The organism is Synechococcus sp. N32, assembly GCF_900473895.1.
GTDB lineage: Bacteria > Cyanobacteriota > Cyanobacteriia > PCC-6307 > Cyanobiaceae > Parasynechococcus.
Genome location: NZ_UCND01000011.1, coordinates 496,663 through 517,395, shown reverse-complemented (window position 1 = coordinate 517,395; position 20,733 = coordinate 496,663). Strand labels below are relative to the sequence as shown.

Genomic DNA, 20,733 nt, shown 5'->3' with positions numbered 1-20,733 from the left:
ATTGACACCACCCATGGTGTTTGGACAGGGCGAGAACCAACCGCCTGCGAGGCTTGACGAACTGCACACCACCGATGAGCCAATCCCCTGAACAACGCACTGATGGCCGTCGCCCGCAGCAGTTGCGACCGTTCTCGGTGACCTGGAATCCCATGGGGTTTGCCTTGAGCTCCCTTGTGGTTCACACCGGCCGAACCGCTGTTCTCTGCAGCGTTTGCTTGGAGGACAAGGTTCCCCGCTGGCGCAAGGGAGAAGGATTGGGATGGCTCAGCGCCGAATACCGGTTGCTGCCCGGATCCACCCCACAGCGGCAATCACGGGAGCTGATGAAACTCTCGGGTCGCACCCAGGAAATTCAGCGGCTGATCGGCCGAAGCCTGCGCGCCGTGATCGACATGGAGCGCTTAGGGGAGCGCACCTTGCTGATCGACTGCGACGTGATCCAAGCGGACGCCGGCACCCGGACGGCCTCGATCACCGGGGCTTGGCTCGCCCTGGACCAAGCCTGCCGATCACTGGTGGACCAGGGAGTGCTGGAGCAATCGCCCCTGATCGATCAGGTGGCGGCTGTATCCGTGGGCTTGGTTGATGGCCAGGCCTTGCTGGATCTGGACTACAGCGAAGACAGCCGAGCCGAGGTGGACCTGAACGTTGTGCAGTCCGGCGATGGCCGTCTGCTGGAAATCCAGGGAACTGCGGAGGGTGCGCCCTTCAGTCGCAGCCAACTCAATGAGCTGCTGGATTTAGCAGAGCCGGGATTGACATCCCTAATGCAGGCTCAACGCCAGGCCTTCAACGAGCACAGCAGCGTTACGTAATAACCGCTACATGGCGGCCACCGCCGGCTCCGTAACTTCGCCACACCAGGGGGTTGTCATGACCAGTAGCCGAGGTTTCAGCCGATACGCCCCGCAGATGGTGGCTCCAGCTCCCAGCGCAGAGCCCGCCAATCGTTCTCTGCTGGAGATCATCCGGGATCTCGATGGCGCCAGCAGTGAACTGGTGGATCGCAACAAGACCATCTTTTTCCCTGGAGATCCCGCAGAACGGGTGTATCTGATCCGCCGGGGGGCCGTTCGTCTGTCCCGCGTCTACGAATCGGGAGAAGAGATCACCGTGGCCCTGCTCCGCGAGAACAGCCTCTTCGGGGTGCTGTCACTGCTGACAGGCCAACGGTCCGACCGCTTCTATCACGCTGTGGCCTTCACCCGGGTCGAAATGGTGACGGCACCAGCGACCTCCGTGAAGGCCGCCATCGAAGCAGACACCAGCGTTGGCCTGCGCTTGCTTCAGGGTCTCTCCAGCCGGATTCTGCAGACCGAGACGATGATTGAAACCCTCACCCATAGGGACATGTCATCCCGACTGGTGAGCTTCCTGCTGGTGCTTTGCAGGGACTTCGGCGTGGCAGATGAGCTGGGCATCACCATCGACCTGCGCCTGTCCCATCAAGCCATCGCTGAAGCAATTGGCTCAACACGCGTCACAATCACGCGTCTGCTGGGAGACTTGCGTCAATCCGGTCTGGTTCAGATTGACCGCAAGAAAATCACCGTTCTGGATCCGATCGCGCTGGCCAAACGCTTCAGCTAGGCCTTCCATCGCCCGACTTGTGCAGCGATGAGCGGCTGGGCACTGATTCTGGTTCTGTTGGTGCTCGGGGGCGTGCTGTCGACCCTGGGCGACCGCTTGGGCAGCCGCGTCGGCAAAGCGCGACTGAGTTTGTTCAGCATGCGCCCACGGCGCACTGCCGTTTTGATCACGGTGTTGACCGGCAGCCTGATCAGCGCACTCTCACTTGGCCTGATGCTTCTGGTGAGCCGGCAGTTGCGGGTGGGCCTGTTTGAACTGGATGCCCTGCAGGAGAAACTCCAAGACAGCCGTCAGCAGCTAAAGGCAGCCGAGCGGGAACGGGACAAGACCCAAACGGAAACCAAACGGATCGCCATTGAGCTCGAGCAATCACAGCAACGGGCCAACACCCTGCGCCTCGAACTGGCTCCTCTTCAGAAGGAGCTGGCCCAACTCGAAGCCGAACGTGAACGCCTCAGTCAGGACATCGCCTCCCGCGATGCGGACATCCAGCGCACAGAAGCCGAACTCAACAGCGTTCGCAGCCGCATCCGAGCCGGTGAGCAGGAACTCAAAGAACTGGAACGCAATCTGGTCGCCTTGCGGCGTGGATCGGTGGTGATCAGCAGCGGACAGACCTTGGCAAGAGCAACGGTTCGACTCGATGCTCCGGACCAGGCCAAACAGGCTGTCGACAGGCTGTTGCAGGAGGCCAATCTCAACGCCTACGGGAAAGTGCGACCTGGCGAAGCACCCGAACGGCAGTTGATCCGCGTTCCGCGCAGCGATGTGGAACGCCTGCAAAGCATCATCCGCAAACCAGAGACCTGGGTGATCTCGCTGCGCTCAGCCACCAATGTGCTGCGAGGTGAAACAGCGGTGTACGCCTTCCCCGAGGTGCGTCCGAACCGGCCGGTGACCCAACGCGGAGACGTGCTGGCCACCACCACACTGCAACCGGATGAACGCACTTCAGAGGGCATTCGCACACGATTGAACCTTCTCCTTGCCTCGGCCTATGCCGAAGTGCAGCGGCGGGGATCCCTGACCGAAGGCCTTCAGTTCGATGGATCAGCCCTCTCCCAACTGGCCCAGACCCTGATGGAAGGACCCAGCCAAAGCGTGGTCTTGGAGGTGATTTCCGCAGGGGTCAGCGACAGTGCCGATCCTGTCGTCGTCACCATTCAGGCCTCCCCATGAAACGGGTGGCCGTCCTCGATCCAGGCCGCTGCAAATGTGGTCTTGTGCTGGCCGATCTTCAGCTCGGCCTCGTGCGCGAAGGGCATGTGCTGGCCCCGGAGGCCGTCGAACCCTGGCTGGAGCACTGGAATCAAGACCAAGCTCTCGACCGCATCCTGATCGGCGATGGCACGGGAAGCCGAGCCTGGATCCAGCGACTGGAACGGCTGGGCCATCTCACTGTGGTTCCGGAGCAGGGAACAACCCTGAGGGCGAGACAGCGTTACTGGGCGCTGTGGCCAGCTCGAGGTTGGCGACGGATGCTGCCAGCAGGACTGCGCATTCCACCGGTGGATCTGGATGCTGTTGCAGCTTTGGTGATGCTTGAGGAGCACCTGCAATGCCGCCTGAAATGGCCTGAGCCTGATCCCACGTTCTCGCTCAGAACCTGGCCCGGACCATGAAGGTGTAATCACCCCCTGGTTCCAGCCTGTAATCAGAACGCACCAGAAACCGCCGCAGGGCATCCTCGATCAGGGCACGTCCCAGGGATGGCTCAACCACAAGTTCACCGCGATCAAAGGCCCAGGAAAACTGCCACTCAAACCCTCCAGCAGAAACTTCGCCCTCCACGCACTTGGCTTGAAAACACTGGCGGAGCACCCGCAAATGGGCCGTTGTCGCCGGAAGTGCCGGCATCAGTCGACCGACTCCAGGTCATAGCGGAACCCGTTGATCCAGGTTCCAGCGCGCTCAAAGCTCTGGCGCTGAAGACGTTGAATCCCATCCAGAACAGCATCGAGAACAGCGCCGACACAGGGTTGCTCCGCCTTGCTGAACGGACCAAGAACATGGGACACCGTTCGGGCGCGGCGTTCGGCAGGGTTCTCAGCCGGCGCACCAATGCCGATCCGCAGCCTAGGGAACCCCTGGGTACCGAGATGCTGGATAGTGCTGCGCAAACCGTTGTGCCCGCCGGCACTGCCCTGGGCCCGCAACCGCAAACGACCCAGCGGAAGATCCATGTCGTCCACCAGCACCAACAATTGGTGAGGCTCCAGGCCGAACCAATCGAGAGCCGCACGAATGGCACGACCGCTGTCATTCATGTAGGTCTGAGGCATCAGCAAGCGCAGCCGCTGCTCACCAACCCCTGTATCGGCTGCAAGACCGTGCAACTTGGCCTGCTGACGAAAACTGAACCCAGAGCGCTCACCCAAAAGCTCGAGGGCCATGAAGCCGATGTTGTGACGGGTGCCGGCGTATTTCGCACCCGGATTTCCCAGACCCACCACCAGCTTGAGATCAGTGGTCATACCGCTGGAACGACTCAGTCGCTGGGGGGAAGTTCTTCAACCGGCTTCGCAGCCTCACCGGAAACTTCCGGATCAGCCATGGCTTTGTTGATCTCTCGTTCGAATTCCTTGGAGGCGGATTGGAAGCCCTTCAGGGTTTTACCAAGAGTCCGACCAAGCTCGGGCAGGCGTTTCGGCCCGAAAACCAACAAGGCAACGGCGCCGATAACCGCCATTTCGGGGAGACCGACGCCGAAGATGTTCATGGGTGCAGATCAGCCGAGGCCGTTCCAGTTCACGTTGATGCCCTCGAGGATGAGGGACTTGTTGTACAGCTGAAGAATCACCAGCAGAAACACCAGGAACAGCACCATGAAGATGCCCATCACGGGAGTGGTGCCCCATCCGGGAACCACCTTGCCGTACTCGGAGTTCAGTGGGCGGAGAAGGTCTCCCAGACGGGTGCGTTGTGCCATGGCGACGCCGGGTCTCGGGTGGTTTGAAGTCTCGATACTGTAGGGGCCGACTCCGGTTCGGGGTTGATCCTGTCGAGAGATGTGATGGAAACGTCGTCCCCAGCCCTGTCCGTCGCCATTGGCGTGCTCGCCGTTTTGTTCGGACTCACCGGATTTGGCGTGTATCAGGCCTTTGGCCCTCCATCAAAAGCACTCGACGACCCGTTCGACGATCACGAGGACTGATCCACCACCAGGGAGACGAGTTCCCCTGGGGTGATCACCACGGCGGGAGCGGACATTGAGTCGGCTTCCCTGCGGACCCTCCACCCCGCTCCGGGGGTCCAGCGACAGCGCGCTGATCCCGAATTGAGCAGCTTCAGCACGCAACCATCGGCATGGCGCTCCAAACCCACCGGCGTGAGTGGAAACGGCAGCGATGGAAACCATTGGCGCTGCTCCGCCGGCAAGTCCGCACACCACCCGGGCTCACGAAACGCAATGGCCGCCTGAGACACACCGGCATCGCTCCATGAGCCGGCGAACGGCATGAGGGCCAAGCGCTGGCGATGCCACCCCCGATCAGCACTGGGATCTGGCCAGGTCGGGCCCCGCAGCAGCGAAATGCCAAGTCGATCTGAAGACCAATCCACACCCTGGGGGCCGTCCAGCAACACGGCCATCCCGCCTCCGGGAGCCGCCGACTGCGAGGCGAACCAGGAGATCACAGGCACTTCCCAACGGGCTTGTTCCCGAGCCGTCATCGGTGCAGCCGGCCGTTCGATCACCCCTCCACTGGTGTCGGCAGCGATGCGGACGGCGGGGGTCGCCAGCGGCAGCTCAAAACGCAGCAACTCATGGGTCTGGCGCCAGTCGATACCGCAAATCAGCTCCAGCCAGGGCGTGTCGGCCTTCAGCCGCAGGTCCAGACGCAGGCAACTGGCACCGAGCTGGCGCCGCAGCACCAGATGCGCCACCAGGGGGCCCTGATCGAGCCACTCCAGGGAATCCGTACAGAGCACACCCAGGGGCTGAGATCGGTAGTCCACCGCAAGATCCCAGGCATCCCAGAATTCGTCCCGATCCCGATAGCGCTCCAACTGCAGGGAAGACGACAACTGATCCCGTCCATCGCGATCCCGCAAAGCCAGCAGTCCGGCCGAGGAGACATCGAGCTCGATCAGACCGTTGCCCACACGCCAAGCTCCCGCCCCCAGCGACGTGATAACCACAGCCTGACGGGGCTCAGCCGCACAGGACGTCAAGCCTGGTTCACGCCGGAGCGGCACCGAACAAATCCCGTGCTGACGCGGTAGCTGCACCCAGGTACCACCAGCAGCGGCATTTTGCTGCGGTAGTGAAACGGCATCCGCTGACCACGATCCCGCAGGAAGGCGAACCAGAGGCGACCAGGACGCCAAAGGCTGCAGACCCCACCAACTCCACACCGCTGCTGTGTCCTCTGGACGCGGCAGCCTTGCCAGCCGCCGATCGCGTTCCTGGCGGGCCTGGCGCCGGGCCGAGCGCCAGACCGGTTCCGCCTGGTCAAACACCTCCGGGATAGAGGTTCCCGGAAGGATGTCGTGAAACTGCTGAAACAACAGCGGGCGCCAATCGCTGCTGCCGCTGTCGCGACCTGCGATCGCCAACAGGGCTGAGACTGCATCAGCCTCCCGTAAGAGCCGTTCAAGCGTTCGGTTGTGGCGCTTCTGATCCGGACGGCTGGTGGCGCAACCGCGGTGCAACTCCAGGAAAAGCTCATCTCGCCACACAGGCCAGGCCTGATCACCCTGCTCCAGCTCGGCCAAGAACTCCCGCACCGTGCCGGCTCGGGTGGGCAAGGCGGCTGCTTGCCCTTCCCAGAGCTCGATCTGCTCCAGCAACTCCTCGGTGGGACCACCACCGTGATCACCAACACCTGGAATCCACAGCGCCGCCTCCAGCCCCGTGGCCTGATGCCAGGCCCGCTGCTCGTCCAGCATCTCCACAGGATCGGCGCGGCGCCCGATCGGCGGCAGCATCAGGCTGTGCAGTTCCGACCGTCCCCGTCCGCGCCAGCGGAACAAGCGGTGGGGGAAAGGGTTGTCAGCATTCCAGGCCAGCTTGTGGGTGCAGAACCAGCGCACACCGGTGGCTGACGCCACGGCAGGCAGACCAGCAGAGAAGCCAAAGCTGTCCGGCAACCAGGCCAACTCATGGGTCCACTCCGGGAAACGGCGGCGGCTGTCGTCCTGACCGAGAGCGAACTGGTTCCACAACGACGCCGTGCTGACCAGCACACAGTCGCTCTCCACCCAGGGGCCATTGATCGGTTCCCAGCGGCCGGCCCGACTGGCCGCCTGGATTTCCGCAAAAAGAGCTGGCCGATGTTGCTCCACCCAGGCGTAAAGCGCCGGCGTGGAATGGGCAAAGCGCAGCTCGGGCCAGCGACGCATCAACGCCAGCGCTGATCGGAAGGTGCGTTCAGCGGCCTGCCAGGTATCAGCGACCGGCCAAAGCCAAGCCAGATCGAGATGTGCATGACCCAGCCAATGCAACAACCCTCGTGGCGGCTCTGCCTGGTGCAGGTGCGCTGCAACAGCAGCCTGCGCCTCTGTACCGCTGGGATCCAGCTCCGCCCAATGCGGCGGCAGGTCTCCGTCCGCCGCCAGATGCAGCTCCAGGGCCGCAGGCAACAGCGTGCCCTCGTGATCGGGGCCTGCGGTCTGCGGCTCCAGGTCGAGATGGCTGCTGATCAGAGCTCCATCGTCATGCAGGGGGCTGCAGAGCTCCAGCACAAGATCCAGTGCAGCCCCCTGACGACAACGCCCAGGCAGCGGCCAGCGACAGGCGGTATCGAACAGATCCCCCTCATGCACCAGCACGCCATCCACCCAGAGACGCATCTGCTCGGCCCACCAGCTCAGCACCAGCCGGGCACGGCAGGAATCACGGTTACTCCAGCCATCAGGCCAGCTCAACCGCTGCTCAAGACGCAACCATTGGCGTCCCCTGGGCCAGATCAGCAGGCCGCGCTTGGCCCAGTCCGGCCGGTGCGTTGCTCCCCAGCTTTCATCGAGAAAAAACCCTGCCTGGGCGGCGCCTAAGCGGCGCCAACCGGCACGCAGATCACGCCGCGAGCGACTGCGAAACGTTTCAATCCACTCCGATCGACCGACTTGATCAGGGTTCATTCCCCTGCTGACGCTGTCATGCCCCATAGGATGATGCCCTTGTCACAGACGCCGGTCGGTCTCCATGCTCGCCCTCAAGATCTCCGTTTACTCGGTCGTCTTCTTCTTCCTCGGCATCTTTGTGTTCGGGTTCCTTGCGAGCGATCCAAGCCGCACCCCTAGCCGCAAAGACCTGGAAGATTGATTCAGCCTCCCGATCAGACCGCGCCACACACTGGTCTGATCGGAGCTTGATTTCTGAAATGAGCTGGCAAGCTCATGGGCCGCAGCAGGAATGCCTTGGCGGCGCACCGCCTTCTTTTTGTCTTGACCGGAACCCTGATCACAGGGTCGATGTCCGTGTTGCCCGCATCGGCAGGTTCAGCTGAATCAACGCCAGAGAAAGTTGCTTCTACACCGGCGAGCCTGAAAGTACGAGCTGACCGCCAACACACCCATACAAAGTCGAAGGCCACGATCGCCGAAGGCAACGTTTCTGTTCAGCTCGGAAACGCTGAACTGCGCGCCGATCGGATCGAATTTGATGCGGCCTTCCGCACCCTCTATGCCCGCGGCGCCGTTCGTTTCAGGCGCGGCAATCAGTTTTTCCAAGCGTCGAGCTTTCGCTACAACCTCGTCCAGAACGAAGGGCAGCTCAACGATGTTTACGGGGTCATCGACCTTGAAGAGCCCCTCACCAACCCATTAACCACGTCTCGAACGGCATCAGCCCCACCGGAGCCACCCACGCCAGCCAGCCGTGAAGGCATGCCGACCGTGGCCTGCCCGCCACTGCTTCCTCCGGTTCCCGACTGGCATCCACAACCGTGGGCAGTGACGGCCTGGGGCGGGCAGATGATTGATGCCGCCTTCGGTGACACCTTCCTGTTCAACGGTCGGATGCGTCCCGAAGCCGTGTTGGGCGTCGGCGTGCAGAAACGGATCATGCGTGCAGGTCCACTCGCCGTTGAACTTGAGGCTGACCTGTTCAGCCACATCGCCAAGCAGCAACAGGGCGGCGAGTTCAACCAGAGCAAGCCCTATGCCGATCTGCCGGCACAGAGCTTCGGCGAGGGGGTGCTGGGGATTGGAGCACGCGTCTGGGTTCAGCCTTGGCTGAGCTTCAGCGTTGTTGAAGGCATCAGCTACAACTCCAACGTCAGCCTTTACGAGAAAACATTCCGCGAGAACTACACAAAGCTGTTGAACTACCTCGGCTTTGAGGTGGAGGCAGCAGTGTCCTCCGACCTGTCGCTCGTGGGCCGGATTCACCACCGTTCCGGTGCTTTCGGCACCTATGGAGGCGTCTCTGAGGGGAGCAACGCCTACTTGCTGGGCCTGCGCTACCGCTGGGGACGGGAGACACCCAAGCAGGAGAGCGTCGTGATGCCGCCCCTGCCGGAATGTGACGACCCTGATCGCGGCCAGCGCGTCAAGCCCACCTCTCTCTCCGAGCGCCTCGACTCGATTGCCCTCGGCGATGGAGGAAGCCCTCAACGCCTTATCAGCAGCGATGGAACAACAGAGCAACCCACGATTCCGCCAGCCCAGCAGCAGGCCATGCGGACTGAAGCGATCGCCAGGATCGACCAACGCATCTCAGACGTCGACCTCCAGGGCAGCTTCAGCATCGAACGGCGCAGCGGCATCCCCGTTCAACGCCTGAATTCCTCGGTCAGGGATGAAAACCGCTTTGGCGTGGTCAAAGTTCCCCAACTGAAGAGCCTGGGAAGCACGAATTTCCTCAACGGCACGATCAGCCGCTGGAGGGTGCAAGCCTCGAAGATCCTGATCACGGCGGATGGCTGGGAGGCTGATCGCATGGGCTTCAGCAACGATCCCTTCACGCCGACGCAAACCAGAATCGATGCAGAGGACGTGATCGCCCGTGAGCAAGCCAATGGCGATGTGCTCATCTCGGCGCGACGCAACCGGCTGATCGTTGAAGAGCGGCTGCCCATCCCGGTCACCCGTCGACAGCTCATCCAGAAGGAAGAGGAAGTGGAGAACCGCTTCGTTGTTGGCATCGACAACCGGGACCGAGACGGACTTTTTGTGGGACGCAACCTCAAGCCACTCACCATCGGTACGAGCACGGAACTGTCCGTTCAACCCCAGTTCATGGTGCAGCGCGCCATTGACGGCGACTTCAACAGCGCCGCTGATCTCTTTGGCTTGGACGCCAAACTGCGCGGCCGCTACGGGAACTACAACCTGGACGCCGACGCAGACATCAGCAGCTTTGATCCCGCAGACATCCTGAGCAGCAGCCGCTATTGGGGAAGCTTCGGCCGGGATATCGACATGGGCGGCTTGGGCGTGCTGAGCACCAATCTGTTCGGGGCCTACCGCTACCGCACGTGGAATGGATCCCTCGGTGAAACCGACATCAATGCGGCCTACGGCGTCTATGCCCAGACCAAGGGCAAATGGTCGACAGGCGAAGTGGATCACGATTACCTCATTCGCGGTGCTGTCGGGGACTACGACGCCGATCGCTTCAACAGCAACCGCCATTTGCGCAGTGGGCGGGGCAGCTTTTTCGCCTCCGTCACCAGCAAGATTCCTTTGCTCAAGGGGAAGACAGCTGAGCTCATCCCAACCGCGGCTTACCGCTACTCCCCCGTTCCCATCGTTCCGGGGCTGAGCTTGAACACCAACGTCAACACCTCGATTGCTGTGTACGGCGATGGCCGTCACCAGGAGACCCTGAGTCTCAGCGGTGGCCCCACCATCACGCTGGGCACCTTCAGCAAGCCCTTCCTCGATTTCACGCAGATCTCGATCGTCGGCAGCGGCTCCCTGAAAAACGGCGACAGCCCGTTCGCTTTTGATCGCAACGTCGATCTCGCCACACTTGGGGTTGGCCTCACCCAACAGATTGTTGGGCCGGTCGTGCTGAGCACAGGCGTCAGCTACAACGTCGATCCCGGTTCGAAGTACTACGGCAGCACCGTCAACTCCAACATCGAATTGCGCTGGCAACGGCGCAGCTACGACGTGGGGGTCTACTTCAATCCTTACAAGGGCATTGGTGGCGTTCGCTTCCGGCTCAACGACTTTGACTTCAAGGGCACAGGTGTGCCGTTTGTGCCTTACACCCCAACGAACTGGATGGACACGACCAACGCGGATCGGCCCTTCTGATCAATCACCGCCACCGATGATCAGATCGCTGCCGAATAGCGAAGCTCCGGCGTAGCGCATGCCGGAGGTTTTCACGTTCGGTGCATAGGCATTGATCACCTGGGCCTCCCGAAGATCGGCATTGCGCAGGTCCACGCCGGACAGCTCAGCATTGGTGAGGTTGGCTCCCCGCAGGTCAGCACCTTCCAGCAACGCTCCCGTCAGGTCAGCACCTTCCAGATTCGCCTCCCGCAGATCGGCGCCGCGCAGATCACTGCCTCGGAAATCTGCGCCGATCAGATGGGCCTGACGGAAATCCGCCTCGCGGAGGTCACAGCCTGGACAGCTGCGGTCCAACGGATCATGGGGCTCAATCTGAAGTGGAACGGCACCAACGGGAGCCACACCGGCAACAACCAACAGGGGCGCCAACGGCAACAACAACCGCGAAAGCAAATGAGCCATTGAGATCCAACCTCCGAATGCAACCTCCTATCTCTTTCATAGACACAGGAGTCGCGCTTGGCTGTTACTTGGCGGCGAACTGGTTGATGTAGGGCAGTGTTTGCATCAATTCCGCAACCTGGGGCCCATGGTCCAGGAGCTGAGACGTTGCATCCCAACGACCGCTGCGCAGCATGTCCAGAGGGCCGGGATCGATTGACACAGGCCAACTGGAGTCGGCTGAGGTCAGTTGCAAACCGGCAAGATCGAGGCTCCAGGAGCGCCCCGGATCGCCATCCACCTGGGCCTGAATCGCCTTGATCTGCTCTGGAGCGGCCGTTGCACAGGGAATGCCAAGGGCGAGGCAGTTGCCGTAAAAGATCTCGGCAAAACTCACCCCAACCACCGCGCGAATTCCCCAGCGCATCAACGCCTGAGGGGCATGCTCACGACTGGAACCGCAGCCGAAATTGCCGTTCACCACCAGGATCGAGGCCCCCTGATAACGGGCCTGATCAAAGGGATGCTCACCGGAGAGTTCAAGGCGGTCGTCGGCAAACACCTGGTCACCTAGCGCCTCGAAACTCACGCATTTGAGGAACCGTGCCGGAATGATCCGATCCGTGTCGATGTCTTCACCGGGGACGGCGATGGCCGTTCCACTCACCTGTTGAATCGGACCAGTGGGGAAGAGAGCCATCACGATGCGGACGGAGAAGTCAAAGTACGGACATCGGTCACACGACCGTTAACAGCAGCGGCAGCCACCATGGCTGGACTCATCAACAACGTCCGGCCACTGGCCGATCCCTGCCGACCCTTGAAATTGCGGTTGCTGGAGCTGGCACTGATCTGACGCCCCTCCAGCCGATCCGGATTCATCGCCAGACACATCGAGCAGCCGGGCTCTCGCCACTCAAAACCTGCGGCACGGAACACTGCATCCAGCCCTTCCGCTTCAGCAGCTTTCGCCACCTGCTCTGACCCGGGGACCACAAACGCCTTGATGCCTTCAGCCACCTGGCGCCCACGGGCCACATCGGCAGCGGCACGCAGATCACTGAGACGACCATTGGTACAGCTGCCGATGAAACAGACATCCACAGGGACCCCTGCAATCGCCGTTCCCGGCTGGAGATCCATGTAGCGGTAGGCCTCCTCAGCAATCGGACGCTCGCCTGGATCCAGCTGATCAAGGCTTGGCACCGCTTCATCGATCCCCAGTCCCTGGCCCGGGGTAATGCCCCAGGTCACCGTGGGTGGAATCGCAGCGGCATCAAACACCACCTCGTCGTCGACCGTTGCATTGGCATCAGTGGCCAGGGAGCTCCACCAGGCGACAGCACGATTCCAGGCCTCACCCTCGGGCGCATGGGGGCGACCTTTCAGATAGTCAAAAGTGACCTGATCGGGATTGACGTAACCGCATCGGGCGCCCCCCTCGATCGCCATGTTGCACAGGGTCATCCGCTCTTCCATCGACAACGCCTCGATGGAAGAGCCGGCGAACTCATAGGCGTAGCCAACGCCGCCCTTCACCCCCAGGTGGCGAATCACATGCAGGATCAGGTCCTTCGCTGACACGCCCTCGGCGAGAAGGCCATTCACCTGAATCCGGCGCACCTTGAGCTTGTTCATGGCCAGGCTCTGGCTGGCCAACACATCGCGCACCTGACTGGTGCCGATCCCGAAGGCAATCGCCCCGAAGGCGCCGTGCGTGGAGGTGTGGGAGTCACCGCAGGCCACCGTCATGCCCGGCTGGGTCAGGCCCAGCTCGGGGGCAATCACATGCACGATGCCCTGCCGGCCGCTGCCGATGTTGTTGAGAGGGATGCCGTGCTCCTGGCAGTTCCGCTCCAAGGTGCTGAGCATCTCCTCCGCCAACGGATCGGCGAACGGCCGTTGCTGAGACGTGGTCGGCACGATGTGGTCCACCGTGGCCACCGTGCGCTCAGGACAGCGCACCGTCAGCCCCTTGTCCTTCAACGCCGAGAAGGCCTGAGGACTGGTGACCTCATGGATCAGATGCAGACCGACAAACAGTTGGGTGGAACCGCCGGGGAGCTCCGCCACCCGATGCAGGTCCCACACCTTGTCGTAGAGGGTGCCGGAACTCAACAGTTCAGCCGCAAGAACCGTCGACCCTAAACCTGAGCGAGCAAGCGAAGACGCAGACGGTCCAAGCCGCGGATCACGCTCATCCTCTGAATGGCCTCACGGCCCCGCCGCTCACCGAAATGCTGCACCCAGGCCTCACAGCCATCGGGACCAGCCAAGGCCAGGTGCACCAGACCCACCGGCTTCTCAGCACTGCCACCGCCAGGGCCGGCGATGCCGCTGACGGCAATCGCCCAATCGCAATTGAGTTTCTCCCGGGCTGCCCGCGCCATCGCCTCGACCACAGGCTGTGAAACAGCGCCATGGGCAGTGAGCAGATCCGGAGACACCCCAAGCACAGTCTGTTTCACCGCATTGCTGTAGGCGACGACGCCACCCTGAAAAACCGACGAGGAGCCTGGAACAGCCGTCAGGGCTGCCGCCAATCCACCACCGGTGCAGGACTCCGCCACCGCCAGCGTCTGGTGCCGTTGCTTGAGCAGGTCGATCACCACCGACGCCAGGCTGTCCGCATCGACGCCGTAGCAGTGGTTGCCCGTGCGACGGCGCAGCTCAGCTTCCAGCGGCACCAACAGCTGAGCGGCGGTATCGGCACTGGGCGCACAGGCCGTGAGCCGCAATTTCACATCGCCGAGGGAGGCATAGGGAGCCACTGTTGGGTTGGTCGACGCGAACAAATCGGCAACGCGCTCAGCCAGATCGGATTCACCAATGCCGGTGAAGCGGAGCTGACGGCTCACGAACACACCGGAAGCTCCACCATTGGCTTGTAGCCAGGGGGCGGCTGTTTCCGCCCACATCGCCCGCATCTCCGCAGGCACACCCGGGAAGGTGAGAATCGTGAAATCAGGCCGGGGAGACCAGATCATTCCCGGTGCCGATCCCTTTGGATTGGGGAGAACCTCCGCTCCACGGGGCAGATAAGCCTGGCTACGGTTGCTGGGAGCAACCGGCCGGCCAACGGCCGATAACTTCCGCTGGATCTCCTGCCAGAGCTCGGGCCGCTCCTCCAAGGGAGTCTCGAAAGCAGCGGCCAGGGCCTCAGTGGTGAGGTCATCGGGGGTTGGGCCCAAACCCCCTGTCGTCACCAGAACCCTGCAGCGCTGCGATGCTTCGCGTACGGCAGAGATCAAACGCTCTTTGTTGTCGCCAACAACGGTTTGGCGGTAATGCGGCAGACCCAAGCCGGCCAACTGTTCGGCAATCCATCGGGCATTGCCGTTGAGGATGTCCCCCAACAACAGCTCTGTGCCCACGCACAGGATTTCAACACCCGATTCAGCCACGCGGTTCGCCAAGGGCCGCAGGATCAACAGGGGTGGAACAGGGGTTGGTGTTCAACAGAGCCCGCTCATGCTGCAGCTGGCGACGGCTGATCACCACCGTGGCCACAAGGATGGCCGTGGCCAAGGCCAGCCAGAGGAAGCGCATCTCGGCATTGGCCACCACAAGGGCCAGGGCAGCAAGCCACTGGGTGAAGACGTAGATCAACAGCACCGTGCGCCGATGACTGAACCCCGCGCGTAACAGGCGGTGATGGAGGTGACGGCGGTCGGGATAGAAGGGGGAACGGCCTTCCCGCAGACGGCCCATGATCACGGCCGACATGTCAGCCAGAGGCAGCGAGAGAATCAGCAACGGCAACAGCAGGCTCACCGTCGTGAGCCCCTTGGCGGGTCCCACGATGCTCACGGCAGCGAGGGTGAAACCAAGGAAATAAGAGCCCCCATCCCCCATGAAGATGCGGGCAGGGTTGAAGTTGTGCCTCAGGAAGCCGAGGCAGCAGCCCGCCAGCGCTGCGGCAAGGAATCCAGCGGCCACCTGATGCAGCGAAAAGCTGACGGAAACCAGCCCAACAGCGGCAATGCCAGCAACTCCCGCAGCAAGACCATCAAGGCCATCCAGCCAGTTGATGGCATTGGTGATCCCTACCAGCCAAACCACAGTGGCCAGCAGGCTGAGGCTGTCAGGCAGAGCAATCGGACCGGCTGAAGCGGTGAACCAGGGGAGATCGATTGCCCCGATCCGAACGCCCTGGCTCCACACCGCACAAGCCACGGCAACCTGTCCAGCCAGCCGCGGCCAGGGCGAGAGAGCAAAGAGGTCGTCGGCCAGGCCGATCAGAAAAAAACACAGCGAACCGGCCAGGGTGCCCCAGATCAGCTGATCCTTGGCCGGCGCCAGCAGGCCGAAGCCCCCCATGGACCAGACCGTCGCCAAAGCCAGGGCAAAACCCAGGACCATGGCAATGCCCCCCAACCTCACCATGGGGGTGATGTGCTGCTTGCGCTCATCCGGTTGATCAGTCCACCCAAAGCGCAAACCCAGCCGGCGCACTTGGGGCACCAGCACCATGGTGGTCACCGCAGCCAGAAGAAAGCTGACCGAGGCGACCGCAATAGGGCTGGCCAAGAGGTTCACGCAGGCTCCAGGGAAAAGACGATCCCCCGGTCAGAAGGAGTCACCCCAATCCTAGGGAGCTTGCAACCGTTCAACCAGGCAGTGCCTCGGCCCATTCGAGAGCCAAGGCCAAGCCTTAGGCCAGAACCGGCTGCTTGCGGTCGGCGTAAAGGGGAAAGCGCTCACAGAGGGCGGCCACCCGATCGAGGCAACGCTGGCGAATCGCATCATCCTCAGGATTGAGAAGACGATCAGCAATCACATCAGCAACCTCCCGGAAGGCCTGCGCGTCAAAACCACGGGTGGTGAGAGCAGCTGTTCCCAGCCGCAGGCCGCTGGTGACGAAGGGCGATTCGGGATCGAAGGGAACGGTGTTTTTGTTGGCCGTGATGTGCACATCACTCACCAACAGATCAGCCACCTTTCCGGTCATGCCGATGCCACGCAGATCCAGCAGCACCACATGGTTGTCGGTGCCGCCGCTCACGACATCGATGCCGCGGGCGATCAGCTGTTCAGCGAGGGCTGCCGCATTGGCAACCACCTGCTGGCTGTAGGCCTTGAACGAAGGCTGCAACGCTTCACCGAAGGCCACAGCCTTAGCAGCAATCACATGCTCCAACGGGCCGCCCTGACTGCCAGGGAACACGGCCTTATCGAACTTCTTGGCGAACTCAGCATCACGGCAGAGGATCAGGCCGCCGCGGGGGCCGCGCAGGGTCTTGTGGGTGGTGGTGGTCACCACATCGCAATGGGGCACCGGGCTGGGGTGCACACCAGCAGCCACGAGGCCAGCGATGTGAGCCATGTCAGCCAGCAGATACGCACCCACTTCATCAGCGATGGCACGGAATGCGGCGAAATCGATGGTGCGTGGATAAGCGGAATAGCCGCAAACGATCAGCTTCGGCTTGTGCTCCAACGCCAGCTGGCGGATCGCCTCCATATCAAGGCGTTGGGTCTCCTTGTCGACGCCGTACTGAACAACGTTGAACCACTTGCCGCTGACGTTGACCGGGGAACCATGGGTGAGGTGGCCGCCATGGGACAGGTCCAGCCCCATGATCGTGTCACCGGGCTGCAGCAGGGCGAGGAAAACAGCGAAGTTGGCCTGGGCACCGCTGTGGGGCTGGACATTGGCCCAGGCGGCACCAAACAACTGCTTGGCCCGCTCGATGGCCAGCTCCTCAATGGCATCAACGTGCTCACAACCGCCGTAATACCGCTTGCTGGGCAACCCCTCGGCGTACTTGTTGGTGAGCACAGACCCCTGGGCCTGCATCACCGCACGGGAGGCAAAGTTCTCCGATGCGATCAGTTCCAGGTGGGTTTCCTGACGCTGACGTTCTTGATTGATGAACGCGGCGATATCCGGATCCGACTGAGCCAGATCAGCGTCGATGGCGCGTCCAGAAATCTGGCCCATGAAATGTCAGTAAAGCTTTGACCAATCGTAAGAAACCGCAGCGATCAGCCCGAGCGATCAACCAAAAAAAAACTGCCCGTTGAGGGCAGTTGAAACGCGCCTGGAGAGATTCGAACTCCCGACCCTCTGATCCGTAGTCAGATGCTCTAATCCGCTGAGCTACAAGCGCTTGCGCCAAACCATCAGACCCCATCGAGGGTCCGCTCGTCAACTGGGTGCGGGCCGCGTCAGGATTCAGGTGTTTCTGAGCCTGAGCAATGCCGATCCGCTGGTATGGCCCCGCTAACCCTGAGGATCCGACCTACCGGCATTTCGAACGCATCGTGAACCTGTGCCTGCATGGCGGCGTGTTCGCCGCGGTGAACAGCGGCGGCTGGTTTCTGCAGGAGATGCGCCACCCCTTTCCCGAAGGGAGCCTGACCTGGGTCACCAGCCTCTGGGCAAGCCTGTGGCTGGGCCAATTGATCTGGGTGATTCTTCAGCGCCCCAAGCCGGAGGAATAAAGCCAGCATGGATGCAATCCCCACCTCGATCCTTCCGGGCTGATGTCCCTCTCCGCCAGTGACCTGCAGGACCTTCAGAGTGCTTTGGCTGACCGCCTCTACGTGCAGATCAGCGGCTGGCATCTTTACCTCGGCGATGCCGACCTGGCCTCAGCCCTGGCGATCGAATGCAGTGCCCGCGTCAATCAAGGTGCTGAGGTAGCGGCCCGGCAGGCCCTCGACGCCGTCAAGGTACCTCTGGCAGGAGGCGCCAGTCAGCTCCCGCTCTCGAAGCTGATTCCACCCGCCCAGTTGAGGGATCTTGAAGAGATCCTCGAGCCGTACTGCGGATAAGGTTGCAGTCCATCCGCAGCGGTTGGTGTGCTGATTATTGAAGTCACCAACTCAAGGGATTTGGTGCGCCAACGCATCGGCCGCCTGGGTGAACGGCTGATCGGTCGGGTCGTGGATGCGGAGGCTCAGGTTGAAAAAGCCCTGATTCAGGAACTGGAAACCGCCTTTAAAGAGTTCGGCATCGAGGCCCGGATTGTGTCTGTTCAGGGCCCGCAACTCGTGGGTCGCGAGCAGCTGGAACTTCCCATTCAGGTGCGTGAAGAGCTCGATGTTCGTCTCAGCGAGCCCTGAATCGGCCCACCACCAACTGCGTGACCTCACGCACCTCCGGCACCTGAAATTGCGCACCGATTAAGGCAAACAAAGCCAAGCCCAGCAGGCCAGGGGCAGACACCTGCAGCAGCAGGCCCAGCAACCCTGAGGGCCAGGGCACGACGGTCACCAGGATCCACGCACACCCCGCTGCCAGAACTCCGGCGATGGCGAGCCGCAGCAGATCCATCCCCCAGCGCCGCAGCGGCAGGCCTCCAACCTGTTGCTGCAGACCCAGCAACAGGGCGAGGCAGGTGAGCAGGTTGATGGCAACCGTGGCGAGCACCAACCCGGGCGCACCGAAATTGAACGGCAACTGATTCCCCCAAGGGGTCGGACCACCCACCAGCAGCCAGTCAAAAACCACGTTCAGACCGATCCCCGCCAGCGAGAGCCGAAAAGGCGTTGTTCCATCTCCAAGGGCATAGAAGACGCGCACCAGCACATCCCGGCCGAGGTAGGCCGGCATGCCCAGGCCATAGGCCATCAACAGGCCCGTCACCAGCTGTGCGGCTGATGCATCGAAGGCACCACGCTCGTACACCAGGGCGACGATGGGGCCACCCAACGCAATGAACAGTCCCCCCAGGGGGATCATCGATGCCGCAGACAGCATCAACCCCTGGCGGATCCGATCGATCAGCTGCGGACGATCCTGCGGAGCCGTGAGCCTGGAAAAAGTGGGCAGCAAGGGCACCAGCAGTGCATTCGAGATCAGGCCCAGGGGGGTTTGCACCAGCAAATTGGCGTACCCCAGACCCGCCGCCGCACCGAGGATGCCGGAGGCGAAAAACAGATCAGTGAACACATTGATCTGAAGCATTCCGGACGACAATGTCGCCGGCCCCATCACACGCCACACCTCCCGCACTCCCGGGTGCCGCCAGTCCCAGACCAGTTGGAAACGGGCCAACCCCTGCCGGATCAACGCCGGCAGCTGGATCAACCACTGCAGCAAGGCCCCCACCAACGTGGCCAAGGCCAGCACCACACCACCTGTCATGGCGGCGGACGGCAAGGCGATGTCAGCACCGAGCTGCCACCAGAGCAGTCCCACCCCCAGGATCAAGGCCCCGCTGGACATCAGCGGTGAAATCGCAGGGATCCAAAATTCGTCGGCGGCGTTGAGGGACCCGAAGCCCAGCCCGATCAGCCCGGCCAGCAGTGCCATCGGCGCCATCACCTGCAGCTGGACCCGTGCGATGGCGTGAAGCTCAGGAGCAAGGCCAGGGCCCACAAGGGTGATCAGGAGATCCGCCGCCAGCACCAGAACGATGGTGACCAGGAGCAAAAGAGCACTGACGCTGGTATTGAGCGCCGCAAGGATGTGCGCCCCTTCCGCTCGGGGGCGCCGGCTCAGCACGCTCACCATGGCGCTGTGGAAGGGGCCATTGATTCCCCCGAGCAAGATCAGGAGAAATCCAGGCAGCACATAGGCGTAGTTGTAGGCGTCATAGGCAGCGCCCACCCCGAAGGCCGCTGCGATCACCAGCTGCCGAATCAGGCCACCCACCTTGCTCAGCAGGGTGCCGAGGGTCACCACCAGTGCGATCCCCTTCAGTGAACGCGCCATTCGGCCCCCAGCATTGGGCGCATTGTGGAGGCACCACACGAGACCATGGGCCGATCTCGGCTGCTGCCATGACTGGCCTTCCCTCTCCGGGCGATGCCCTGCTGCACTTTGAACCCCTAACGGAGGGCGTGCTGCTGAAGCGCTACAAACGCTTCCTGGCCGATGTGGAGCTGAGCAGCGGCGAGACCGTCACCGCCCACTGCGCCAACACCGGCCCGATGACCGGGGTCTTGATCCCTGGCCAACGGGTGCGTCTGCGCTACGCACCCTCCCCCAAACGCAAGCTGGCCTGGACCTGGGAGCAAGCCGAGGTGCCAGGCGCCGATGGCCAACCTTGCTGGGTGGGCATCAACACGGCCCTGCCCAACCGACTGATTCGCGCCACGGTCGAAGCAGGGTGCCTGGAGGCCCAACTCGGGGCCATTGAGGGGATCCGCGCTGAAGTGGCCTACGGCACGAACAAACGCAGCCGGATCGACCTCCTGCTGACGCCATCCGCGCAGAACCCTGATCAACGACCGATCTATCTGGAGGTGAAGAACACCACCTGGACCGACGGCAGCACAGCCCTGTTCCCCGACACGGTGACCGAACGGGGGCAGAAGCATCTGATTGAGCTGATGGGGGTGCTTCCGGACGCGCGGGCGGTGCTGGTGCCCTGCCTCAGCCGCCCGGACGTGACTGCCTTTGCTCCCGGCGACAGCGCCGATCCGCGCTATGGAGAGCTGTTTCGCCAGGCCACCAAGAGCGGTGTGGAAGTTATGCCGTGCTGCTTCAGCTTCAGCGCCAATGCGGTGCACTGGCAGGGGACACGCCTAGTCCACCTAGATTGATTTTGGTAGCAG

Annotated in this window: 23 protein-coding genes and 1 tRNA gene; 11 read left to right on the top strand and 13 right to left on the bottom strand. The window is 62.3% G+C overall.

Features of this window, described 5'->3' with window-relative positions; all coding sequences use genetic code 11:
• The first annotated feature begins 74 nt into the window (after positions 1 to 74).
• The 4 genes from rph to DXY35_RS06270 are packed head-to-tail and all read left to right on the top strand — an operon-like array spanning position 75 to position 3,215.
• Entirely contained in the window at positions 75 to 818 is a 744-nt protein-coding gene (gene rph / locus DXY35_RS06285) for a ribonuclease PH (RefSeq protein WP_115081566.1), read from the top strand.
• A 58-nt stretch (positions 819 to 876) separates the two neighbouring features.
• A complete protein-coding gene (gene ntcA / locus DXY35_RS06280; RefSeq protein ID WP_006850810.1) occupies positions 877 to 1,593 on the top strand; it encodes a global nitrogen regulator NtcA in 717 nt (238 codons plus the stop codon).
• Between the two features lie 27 nt (positions 1,594 to 1,620).
• Positions 1,621 to 2,772 carry a DUF3084 domain-containing protein gene (locus DXY35_RS06275; RefSeq protein ID WP_115081565.1) on the top strand — a complete coding sequence of 384 codons (1,152 nt, stop codon included), beginning with the start codon at positions 1,621 to 1,623 and terminating at the stop codon, positions 2,770 to 2,772.
• On the top strand, positions 2,769 to 3,215 hold the full coding sequence (locus tag DXY35_RS06270) for a resolvase (protein ID WP_115081564.1): 447 nt from the start codon (positions 2,769 to 2,771) through the stop codon (positions 3,213 to 3,215). The genes DXY35_RS06275 and DXY35_RS06270 overlap by 4 nt, the downstream gene beginning before the upstream one ends.
• On the opposite strand, the gene DXY35_RS06265 is transcribed toward DXY35_RS06270, so the two are convergent.
• Genes DXY35_RS06265 through psbH form a run of 4 tightly spaced genes read right to left on the bottom strand, consistent with a single transcriptional unit; the run spans position 3,193 to position 4,522 of the window.
• A complete protein-coding gene (locus tag DXY35_RS06265) occupies positions 3,193 to 3,450 on the bottom strand; it encodes a DUF3146 family protein (protein WP_011363294.1) in 258 nt (85 codons plus the stop codon). The two genes, DXY35_RS06270 and DXY35_RS06265, sit on opposite strands and share 23 nt — an antisense overlap.
• Positions 3,450 to 4,067 carry an aminoacyl-tRNA hydrolase gene (gene pth / locus DXY35_RS06260; RefSeq protein ID WP_115081563.1) on the bottom strand — a complete coding sequence of 206 codons (618 nt, stop codon included), beginning with the start codon at positions 4,065 to 4,067 and terminating at the stop codon, positions 3,450 to 3,452. The genes DXY35_RS06265 and pth overlap by 1 nt, the downstream gene beginning before the upstream one ends.
• A gap of 14 nt (positions 4,068 to 4,081) precedes the next feature.
• Positions 4,082 to 4,312, bottom strand: coding sequence for a TatA/E family twin arginine-targeting protein translocase (locus DXY35_RS06255; RefSeq protein ID WP_115081562.1), 231 nt, complete (start codon positions 4,310 to 4,312; stop codon positions 4,082 to 4,084).
• A gap of 9 nt (positions 4,313 to 4,321) precedes the next feature.
• A complete protein-coding gene (gene psbH, locus DXY35_RS06250) occupies positions 4,322 to 4,522 on the bottom strand; it encodes a photosystem II reaction center phosphoprotein PsbH (RefSeq protein WP_006849996.1) in 201 nt (66 codons plus the stop codon).
• Between the two features lie 84 nt (positions 4,523 to 4,606).
• On the opposite strand from psbH, the gene psbN reads away from it, so the two are divergent.
• Positions 4,607 to 4,747: a photosystem II reaction center protein PsbN gene (psbN, locus tag DXY35_RS06245; protein ID WP_011363291.1), complete on the top strand. Its 141-nt coding sequence runs from the start codon at positions 4,607 to 4,609 to the stop codon at positions 4,745 to 4,747.
• On the opposite strand, the gene DXY35_RS06240 is transcribed toward psbN, so the two are convergent.
• Positions 4,735 to 7,674, bottom strand: a complete 2,940-nt coding sequence (locus DXY35_RS06240) for a glycoside hydrolase family 38 C-terminal domain-containing protein (protein WP_115081561.1) — start codon at positions 7,672 to 7,674, stop codon at positions 4,735 to 4,737. The genes psbN and DXY35_RS06240 overlap by 13 nt on opposite strands.
• A 64-nt stretch (positions 7,675 to 7,738) precedes the next feature.
• On the opposite strand from DXY35_RS06240, the gene DXY35_RS06235 reads away from it, so the two are divergent.
• Both DXY35_RS06235 and DXY35_RS06230 read left to right on the top strand, forming a co-directional pair.
• Positions 7,739 to 7,858, top strand: coding sequence for a photosystem II reaction center protein I (locus DXY35_RS06235; RefSeq protein WP_006042333.1), 120 nt, complete (start codon positions 7,739 to 7,741; stop codon positions 7,856 to 7,858).
• Positions 7,859 to 8,007: 149 nt separating this feature from the next.
• Entirely contained in the window at positions 8,008 to 10,800 is a 2,793-nt protein-coding gene (locus tag DXY35_RS06230; RefSeq protein WP_371681749.1) for a DUF3769 domain-containing protein, read from the top strand.
• On the opposite strand, the gene DXY35_RS06225 is transcribed toward DXY35_RS06230, so the two are convergent.
• The 7 genes from DXY35_RS06225 to DXY35_RS06195 all read right to left on the bottom strand — a co-directional run bounded on the left by DXY35_RS06225 (position 10,801) and on the right by DXY35_RS06195 (position 17,336).
• The gene (locus DXY35_RS06225) at positions 10,801 to 11,244 is read right to left on the bottom strand and encodes a pentapeptide repeat-containing protein (protein ID WP_115081560.1); all 444 of its coding nucleotides are present in this window, start codon (positions 11,242 to 11,244) and stop codon (positions 10,801 to 10,803) included. It lies immediately after the preceding gene.
• Between the two features lie 64 nt (positions 11,245 to 11,308).
• A complete protein-coding gene (locus tag DXY35_RS06220) occupies positions 11,309 to 11,923 on the bottom strand; it encodes a 3-isopropylmalate dehydratase small subunit 2 (protein WP_115081559.1) in 615 nt (204 codons plus the stop codon).
• Positions 11,923 to 13,341 carry a 3-isopropylmalate dehydratase large subunit gene (gene leuC / locus DXY35_RS06215; protein ID WP_115081558.1) on the bottom strand — a complete coding sequence of 473 codons (1,419 nt, stop codon included), beginning with the start codon at positions 13,339 to 13,341 and terminating at the stop codon, positions 11,923 to 11,925. Before leuC ends, DXY35_RS06220 begins: the two co-directional genes overlap by 1 nt.
• Positions 13,342 to 13,367: 26 nt before the next feature.
• Positions 13,368 to 14,627, bottom strand: a complete 1,260-nt coding sequence (locus DXY35_RS06210; RefSeq protein ID WP_115081629.1) for a competence/damage-inducible protein A — start codon at positions 14,625 to 14,627, stop codon at positions 13,368 to 13,370.
• Entirely contained in the window at positions 14,620 to 15,762 is a 1,143-nt protein-coding gene (locus tag DXY35_RS06205) for a glycosyltransferase family 4 protein (protein WP_115081557.1), read from the bottom strand. Before DXY35_RS06205 ends, DXY35_RS06210 begins: the two co-directional genes overlap by 8 nt.
• Before the next feature lie 115 nt (positions 15,763 to 15,877).
• Positions 15,878 to 17,167, bottom strand: a complete 1,290-nt coding sequence (glyA, locus tag DXY35_RS06200) for a serine hydroxymethyltransferase (protein ID WP_115081556.1) — start codon at positions 17,165 to 17,167, stop codon at positions 15,878 to 15,880.
• Between the two features lie 95 nt (positions 17,168 to 17,262).
• Positions 17,263 to 17,336, bottom strand: a tRNA-Arg gene (locus tag DXY35_RS06195).
• A gap of 88 nt (positions 17,337 to 17,424) precedes the next feature.
• Here DXY35_RS06195 and DXY35_RS06190 point away from each other — a divergent pair.
• From DXY35_RS06190 to DXY35_RS06180, 3 genes are read left to right on the top strand one after another with little or no spacing between them, the layout of a single operon-like run.
• Positions 17,425 to 17,670: a hypothetical protein gene (locus DXY35_RS06190; protein WP_115081555.1), complete on the top strand. Its 246-nt coding sequence runs from the start codon at positions 17,425 to 17,427 to the stop codon at positions 17,668 to 17,670.
• 42 nt (positions 17,671 to 17,712) lie between these two features.
• The gene (locus tag DXY35_RS06185) at positions 17,713 to 18,003 is read left to right on the top strand and encodes a DUF3181 family protein (protein WP_011363281.1); all 291 of its coding nucleotides are present in this window, start codon (positions 17,713 to 17,715) and stop codon (positions 18,001 to 18,003) included.
• 27 nt (positions 18,004 to 18,030) lie between these two features.
• Positions 18,031 to 18,294, top strand: a complete 264-nt coding sequence (locus DXY35_RS06180; protein WP_114988123.1) for a cytochrome-c oxidase — start codon at positions 18,031 to 18,033, stop codon at positions 18,292 to 18,294.
• Here DXY35_RS06180 and murJ read toward each other — a convergent pair.
• Entirely contained in the window at positions 18,281 to 19,888 is a 1,608-nt protein-coding gene (murJ, locus tag DXY35_RS06175; protein WP_115081554.1) for a murein biosynthesis integral membrane protein MurJ, read from the bottom strand. The two genes, DXY35_RS06180 and murJ, sit on opposite strands and share 14 nt — an antisense overlap.
• 68 nt (positions 19,889 to 19,956) lie before the next feature.
• Here murJ and sfsA point away from each other — a divergent pair, with 68 nt between their 5' ends.
• Entirely contained in the window at positions 19,957 to 20,721 is a 765-nt protein-coding gene (sfsA, locus tag DXY35_RS06170) for a DNA/RNA nuclease SfsA (protein WP_115081553.1), read from the top strand.
• Positions 20,722 to 20,733: the final 12 nt, after the last annotated feature.

What these genes read in the sequence shown, in the direction of transcription:
- DXY35_RS06265 (WP_011363294.1), bottom strand. Translation starts at nt 3,450, where the DNA reads ATGCCGGCACTTCCGGCGACAACGGCCCATTTGCGGGTGCTCCGCCAG.
- glyA (WP_115081556.1), bottom strand. Translation starts at nt 17,167, where the DNA reads ATGGGCCAGATTTCTGGACGCGCCATCGACGCTGATCTGGCTCAGTCG.
- DXY35_RS06235 (WP_006042333.1), top strand. Translation starts at nt 7,739, where the DNA reads ATGCTCGCCCTCAAGATCTCCGTTTACTCGGTCGTCTTCTTCTTCCTC.
- pth (WP_115081563.1), bottom strand. Translation starts at nt 4,067, where the DNA reads ATGACCACTGATCTCAAGCTGGTGGTGGGTCTGGGAAATCCGGGTGCG.
- DXY35_RS06255 (WP_115081562.1), bottom strand. Translation starts at nt 4,312, where the DNA reads ATGAACATCTTCGGCGTCGGTCTCCCCGAAATGGCGGTTATCGGCGCC.
- DXY35_RS06225 (WP_115081560.1), bottom strand. Translation starts at nt 11,244, where the DNA reads ATGGCTCATTTGCTTTCGCGGTTGTTGTTGCCGTTGGCGCCCCTGTTG.
- DXY35_RS06230 (WP_371681749.1), top strand. Translation starts at nt 8,008, where the DNA reads ATGTCCGTGTTGCCCGCATCGGCAGGTTCAGCTGAATCAACGCCAGAG.
- sfsA (WP_115081553.1), top strand. Translation starts at nt 19,957, where the DNA reads ATGACTGGCCTTCCCTCTCCGGGCGATGCCCTGCTGCACTTTGAACCC.
- DXY35_RS06220 (WP_115081559.1), bottom strand. Translation starts at nt 11,923, where the DNA reads ATGGCTCTCTTCCCCACTGGTCCGATTCAACAGGTGAGTGGAACGGCC.
- psbN (WP_011363291.1), top strand. Translation starts at nt 4,607, where the DNA reads ATGGAAACGTCGTCCCCAGCCCTGTCCGTCGCCATTGGCGTGCTCGCC.
- DXY35_RS06190 (WP_115081555.1), top strand. Translation starts at nt 17,425, where the DNA reads ATGCCGATCCGCTGGTATGGCCCCGCTAACCCTGAGGATCCGACCTAC.
- DXY35_RS06275 (WP_115081565.1), top strand. Translation starts at nt 1,621, where the DNA reads ATGAGCGGCTGGGCACTGATTCTGGTTCTGTTGGTGCTCGGGGGCGTG.
- DXY35_RS06185 (WP_011363281.1), top strand. Translation starts at nt 17,713, where the DNA reads ATGTCCCTCTCCGCCAGTGACCTGCAGGACCTTCAGAGTGCTTTGGCT.
- psbH (WP_006849996.1), bottom strand. Translation starts at nt 4,522, where the DNA reads ATGGCACAACGCACCCGTCTGGGAGACCTTCTCCGCCCACTGAACTCC.
- murJ (WP_115081554.1), bottom strand. Translation starts at nt 19,888, where the DNA reads ATGGCGCGTTCACTGAAGGGGATCGCACTGGTGGTGACCCTCGGCACC.
- ntcA (WP_006850810.1), top strand. Translation starts at nt 877, where the DNA reads ATGACCAGTAGCCGAGGTTTCAGCCGATACGCCCCGCAGATGGTGGCT.
- DXY35_RS06240 (WP_115081561.1), bottom strand. Translation starts at nt 7,674, where the DNA reads ATGAACCCTGATCAAGTCGGTCGATCGGAGTGGATTGAAACGTTTCGC.
- rph (WP_115081566.1), top strand. Translation starts at nt 75, where the DNA reads ATGAGCCAATCCCCTGAACAACGCACTGATGGCCGTCGCCCGCAGCAG.
- DXY35_RS06270 (WP_115081564.1), top strand. Translation starts at nt 2,769, where the DNA reads ATGAAACGGGTGGCCGTCCTCGATCCAGGCCGCTGCAAATGTGGTCTT.